We start from the raw sequence: 6,379 nt of genomic DNA on the forward strand, positions 1-6,379 counted from the left end.
ATTGGTAAGAAAATAAAAATAGACACATGTACGCTAATTGAGGGTTCTTAAAAGAGGTTTTTGGAGTTATTCTAATAAATGATCTTTAAAAGATTCTACGATGAAGAGTTTGATCCTGGCTCAGGATGAACGCTAGCGGCAGGCCTAACACATGCAAGTCGAGGGGCAGCATAGATAGCTTGCTATCTGATGGCGACCGGCGCACGGGTGCGTAACGCGTATACAACCTACCTATTACTGAGGGATAGCCCGAAGAAATTTGGATTAATACCTCATAGTATTATAAGATGGCATCATTTAATAATTAAAGGTTACGGTAATAGATGGGTATGCGTCCTATTAGCTAGATGGTGAGGTAACGGCTCACCATGGCAACGATAGGTAGGGGTCCTGAGAGGGAGATCCCCCACACTGGTACTGAGACACGGACCAGACTCCTACGGGAGGCAGCAGTGAGGAATATTGGACAATGGAGGCAACTCTGATCCAGCCATGCCGCGTGTAGGAAGACGGCCCTATGGGTTGTAAACTACTTTTGTACGGGAAGAAATACAGTCACGTGTGATTGTTTGACGGTACCGTAAGAATAAGCACCGGCTAACTCCGTGCCAGCAGCCGCGGTAATACGGAGGGTGCAAGCGTTATCCGGAATCATTGGGTTTAAAGGGTCCGTAGGCGGGTAATTAAGTCAGTGGTGAAATGCAGGGGCTCAACTCCGGCACTGCCATTGATACTGGTTATCTTGAATTATTGTGAAGTGGTTAGAATATGTAGTGTAGCGGTGAAATGCTTAGATATTACATAGAATACCGATTGCGAAGGCAGATCACTAACAATATATTGACGCTGATGGACGAAAGCGTGGGGAGCGAACAGGATTAGATACCCTGGTAGTCCACGCCGTAAACGATGGTTACTAGCTGTTTGGATCGATTGAGATCTGAGTGGCCAAGCGAAAGTGATAAGTAACCCACCTGGGGAGTACGTTCGCAAGAATGAAACTCAAAGGAATTGACGGGGGCCCGCACAAGCGGTGGAGCATGTGGTTTAATTCGATGATACGCGAGGAACCTTACCAGGGCTTAAATGCAGTATGACAGATTTGGAAACAGATTTTTCTTCGGACATATTGCAAGGTGCTGCATGGTTGTCGTCAGCTCGTGCCGTGAGGTGTCAGGTTAAGTCCTATAACGAGCGCAACCCCTATTTCTAGTTGCCAGCACATAATGGTGGGGACTCTAGAGAGACTGCCGGTGCAAACCGTGAGGAAGGTGGGGATGACGTCAAATCATCACGGCCCTTACGTCCTGGGCTACACACGTGCTACAATGGTAGGGACAGAGAGCAGCCACTTCGCGAGAAGGAGCGAATCTACAAACCCTATCTCAGTTCGGATCGCAGTCTGCAACTCGACTGCGTGAAGCTGGAATCGCTAGTAATCGCATATCAGCCATGATGCGGTGAATACGTTCCCGGGCCTTGTACACACCGCCCGTCAAGCCATGGAAGCTGGGGGTGCCTGAAGTCGGTGACCGAAAGGAGCTGCCTAGGGTAAAACTAGTAACTGGGGCTAAGTCGTAACAAGGTAGCCGTACCGGAAGGTGCGGCTGGAACACCTCCTTTCTGGAGTTCCTGAAATAATGGAACGAAACAAGGGATAGTTTCAAGACCTTTAACACTCAATTAGTGTGTGTTTATTTTAAAAAGCAAGTCAATCAAGAAATAGTCGCAAGACACTCAGTCTCATAGCTCAGCTGGTTAGAGCGCTACACTGATAATGTAGAGGTCGGCAGTTCGAGTCTGCCTGAGACTACGATGTCTTAGGTAGTTATTGAGTAGATAATTATAGCTAAGAGATAAAGTTCATTTATAGAATTTTAATGGAAATTCTAGAGGTTGAGGATTCTAAATTCGATATTCTAAATTCAGTATTTAGGATTCGTCATGGGGAATTAGCTCAGCTGGCTAGAGCGCCTGCCTTGCACGCAGGAGGTCATCGGTTCGACTCCGATATTCTCCACGAATGATTAGTAGAGATTAATCATTAAACGTTCATTGACATTTTGAAAAGATCAAAACGAGCATTAGTTCTAATATTAATTAGGATTAATACAAGATAGAAAAAATAATATTACTATATATCGTTGTATAGTAATAGGTATCATAAGCAAATAAGGGCGTATGGGGGATGCCTAGGCTCTCAGAGGCGATGAAGGACGTGATAAGCTGCGATAAGCTGCGGGGATTGGCACATACGATGTGATCCGCAGATTTCCGAATGGGGCAACCCGGCATGTTGAAGACATGTCACCAGTAATGGAGCAAACCCGGTGAACTGAAACATCTAAGTAGCCGGAGGAAGAGAAAACAATAGTGATTCCGTCAGTAGTGGCGAGCGAACGCGGAAAAGCCCAAACCAATTAGGTTACGGCCTAATTGGGGTTGTAGGACTACAATATTTGATGCTAAAAGAATAAGAATCCTTTGGAAAGAGGAGCCAAAGAAGGTGATAGCCCTGTATTGGTAATTTTAGTTATTGATAGTAGTATCCTGAGTAGTGCGGGGCACGGGAAACCCTGTATGAATCTAGCGGGACCATCCGCTAAGGCTAAATACTCCTGAGAGACCGATAGTGAACCAGTACCGTGAGGGAAAGGTGAAAAGAACCCTGAATAAGGGAGTGAAAAAGAACCTGAAACCATACGCTTACAAGCGGTCGGAGCCTTCGGGTGACGGCGTGCCTTTTGCATAATGAGCCTACGAGTTACCGTTGCTAGCAAGGTTAAGTGTTTCAGACACGGAGCCGTAGCGAAAGCGAGTCTGAATAGGGCGCTATAGTTAGTAGTGGTAGACGCGAAACCGTGTGATCTACCCATGGGCAGGGTGAAGCTGTGGTAACACACAGTGGAGGCCCGAACCGGTTGACGTTGAAAAGTCTTCGGATGACCTGTGGGTAGGGGTGAAAGGCCAATCAAACTCGGAAATAGCTCGTACTCTCCGAAATGCATTTAGGTGCAGCGTTGATTTAGTTTTATAGAGGTAGAGCTACTGATTGGATGCGGGGGCTTCACCGCCTACCAATTCCTGACAAACTCCGAATGCTATAAAATGATGATCAGCAGTGAGGGCATGGGTGCTAAGGTCCATGTCCGAAAGGGAAAGAACCCAGACCATCAGCTAAGGTCCCCAAATGTATGTTAAGTTGAAAAAACGAGGTTGTACTGCTTAGACAGCTAGGATGTTGGCTTGGAAGCAGCCATTCATTTAAAGAGTGCGTAACAGCTCACTAGTCGAGCGGTACGGCATGGATGATAATCGGGCATAAACATACTACCGAAGCTATGGACTCCATTGAGAGTGGTAGGAGAGCATTCTAATTGTGTTGAAGGTGAACTGTGAGGTTTGCTGGAACGATTAGAAACGAAAATGTAGGCATAAGTAACGATAAAGGGGCGAGAAACCCCCTCACCGAAAGACCAAGGTTTCCTCAGCTATGCTAATCAGCTGAGGGTTAGTCGGGTCCTAACGCGTACCCGAACGGGGAAGTGGATGGATAACAGGTTAATATTCCTGTACCTGCTCACAATAAAAGTGACGGAGGTGTGAATTTGGTGCGTACTGACGGAAATGTACGTTGAACCAACTGTTAAGGTTGGGATAGTACCACAAGGCTACGGCTACGTGGATAATCCAGAGGAGCAACTTCCAAGAAAAGCAAGTGAAGCAGCCCGTACCGTAAACCGACACAGGTGGTTGGGATGAGAATTCTAAGGTGCTCGAGTGATTCATGGCTAAGGAACTAGGCAAAATAGACCTGTAACTTCGGGAGAAAGGTCCCCTATTTAATAGGGCGCAGTGAAAAGATCCAAGCGACTGTTTATCAAAAACACAGGGCTCTGCAAAATCGAAAGATGAAGTATAGGGCCTGACACCTGCCCGGTGCTGGAAGGTTAAGAGGAGGGTTTAGCTTCGGCGAAGATCTGAATTGAAGCCCCAGTAAACGGCGGCCGTAACTATAACGGTCCTAAGGTAGCGAAATTCCTTGTCGGGTAAGTTCCGACCTGCACGAATGGTGTAACGATTTGGATACTGTCTCAGCCATGAGCTCGGTGAAATTGTAGTATCGGTGAAGATGCCGATTACCCGCTACGGGACGAAAAGACCCCGTGCACCTTTACTATAGCTTAGTATTGATTTTGGATAAGTAATGTGTAGGATAGGTGGGAGACTATGAAGTGACGTCGCCAGGCGTTGTGGAGTCATTGTTGAAATACCACCCTTTGCTTATTTGAAATCTAACCCAGAAATGGGGACATTGCTTGGTGGGTAGTTTGACTGGGGTGGTCGCCTCCAAAAGAGTAACGGAGGCTTCTAAAGGTTTCCTCAGCACGCTTGGTAACCGTGCGTAGAGTGCAATGGCATAAGGAAGCTTGACTGAGAGACATACAGGTCGATCAGGTTGGAAACAAGAGCATAGTGATCCGGTGGTTCCGCATGGAAGGGCCATCGCTCAAAGGATAAAAGGTACGCCGGGGATAACAGGCTGATCTCCCCAAGAGCTCACATCGACGGGGGGGTTTGGCACCTCGATGTCGGCTCGTCACATCCTGGGGCTGGAGAAGGTCCCAAGGGTTGGGCTGTTCGCCCATTAAAGTGGCACGCGAGCTGGGTTCAGAACGTCGTGAGACAGTTCGGTCTCTATCTGTAGTGGGCGCTAGAAATTTGAGTGAATCTGACTTTAGTACGAGAGGACCGAGTTGGACTGACCGCTGGTCTACCAGTTGTTCCGCCAGGGGCATTGCTGGGTAGCTACGTCGGGAAGGGATAAGCGCTGAAAGCATATAAGCGCGAAACCCATCACAAGATGAGATTTCTTTAAAGGGTCGTGGGAGACTACCACGTTGATAGGTCATAGGTGTAAAGGCAGTAATGTCATAGCCGAGTGATACTAATTACCCGTAAGCTTAGATACCTCTATCTACTTGTATTGATTTTGAATTTTCAAAATGTCAACATATACAGTTGGATTATTTTAATTTAACTGAAACCTTTAAGGTGGTTATAGCAATGGGGCTCACCTCTTACCATTCCGAACAGAGAAGTTAAGCCCATTAGCGCAGATGGTACTGCATTTGTGGGAGAGTATGTCGCCGCCTTCTTTTAAAACCCTTATCAATTTGATAAGGGTTTTTTGTTGTGCTAAACTTTCTCTAATTAGAAATAAATTAAATAAAAGGCTGTTATTAAATAAATAATAACAGCCTTTTATTGTATTCTATTAATATGTTCTTTAGAGTTGAAATAAAGAATATGTGCTCATCATCAAATTGATTTGTTCTTTTATAGATTTTAATTTACTCTCATCGTCTTTATTTGTGATTGCGTCACTTATATATTGAGATATTAGACTCATTTGATATTCTTTCAATCCTCTTGTTGTTACAGCTGCAGTTCCTATGCGTATACCACTTGTTATAAACGGTGACTGGTCGTCAAACGGCACCATATTTTTATTTACGGTTATATCTATCTTACCAAGAAGCTCTTCTGCGTCTTTACCCGTAATGCCTTTGTTTCTTAAATCGATTAACATCATATGGTTATCTGTACCATCAGAAATAATATTAAACCCTTTATCGATTAAGGCACTTGCGAGTGTTTGTGTATTTTTCTTTACTTGAACCATGTAATGAAGAAAATCATCAGAGAGTGCCTCTTTAAATGCCACTGCTTTAGCAGCGATTATATGCTCTAAAGGACCTCCTTGATTACCAGGAAATACAGCACTGTTTAACAATGATGACATCTTTTTCAATTTACCGCTCTTCAAACGTTGATCAAATTTCTATTTACGACTAGACAACGGATTATATATTGTGATTAAAAAAGTTTTGATTTTTTCATTTTGTAAGTAATTGATTCGAAGGTGTTTGAGGACGGGTTGTGATTTTTTTCAAATTTTTTGTCGTAAAAGTTTGTTTGGTAAGAAAAAGTGTGTGTATATTTGCACCCGCTTTGGGAAACAATGATGTTTACATAAAGCGATAGTTCTTCAAAAAGGTTGGAAATATTTGTAGCGGATTGTGAGGATTTCGCATCAAATTTTCGGTCTAGATATTTTGAAGTAGTTCATTGAAAATAATGATTGACAGCACAGCGATACTGTTTTTGTATTGATTAATACAAAGGCAAGTATTGGTAAGAAAATAAAAATAGACACATGTACGCTAATTGAGGGTTCTTAAAAGAGGTTTTTGGAGTTATTCTAATAAATGATCTTTAAAAGATTCTACGATGAAGAGTTTGATCCTGGCTCAGGATGAACGCTAGCGGCAGGCCTAACACATGCAAGTCGAGGGGCAGCATAGATAGCTTGCTA

General features: G+C 44.2%; 2 tRNA genes, 4 rRNA genes and 1 pseudogene. 6 read left to right on the forward strand and 1 reads right to left on the reverse strand.

Features of this window, described 5'->3' with window-relative positions:
- Nucleotides 1-97 precede the first annotated feature (97 nt).
- The 5 genes from BST93_RS06815 to rrf all read left to right on the forward strand — a co-directional run bounded on the left by BST93_RS06815 (nt 98) and on the right by rrf (nt 5,159).
- Nucleotides 98-1,623, forward strand: a 16S ribosomal RNA gene (locus BST93_RS06815).
- Nucleotides 1,624-1,739: 116 nt separating this feature from the next.
- Nucleotides 1,740-1,813, forward strand: a tRNA-Ile gene (locus BST93_RS06820).
- A 133-nt stretch (nt 1,814-1,946) separates the two neighbouring features.
- Nucleotides 1,947-2,020: transfer RNA gene (locus BST93_RS06825), tRNA-Ala, on the forward strand.
- A 140-nt stretch (nt 2,021-2,160) separates the two neighbouring features.
- Nucleotides 2,161-4,972: ribosomal RNA gene (locus BST93_RS06830) — 23S ribosomal RNA — on the forward strand.
- Nucleotides 4,973-5,051: 79 nt separating this feature from the next.
- Nucleotides 5,052-5,159, forward strand: a 5S ribosomal RNA gene (gene rrf, locus BST93_RS06835).
- A 131-nt stretch (nt 5,160-5,290) separates the two neighbouring features.
- Here rrf and BST93_RS06840 read toward each other — a convergent pair.
- A pseudogene (locus BST93_RS06840) lies at nt 5,291-5,842 on the reverse strand (PLP-dependent aminotransferase family protein); the annotation flags it as partial.
- 449 nt (nt 5,843-6,291) lie between these two features.
- Here BST93_RS06840 and BST93_RS06845 point away from each other — a divergent pair.
- Nucleotides 6,292-6,379 (forward strand): 16S ribosomal RNA (locus BST93_RS06845); the annotation flags it as partial.

The organism is Nonlabens tegetincola (assembly GCF_002954355.1).
GTDB classification, from domain to species: domain Bacteria; phylum Bacteroidota; class Bacteroidia; order Flavobacteriales; family Flavobacteriaceae; genus Nonlabens; species Nonlabens tegetincola.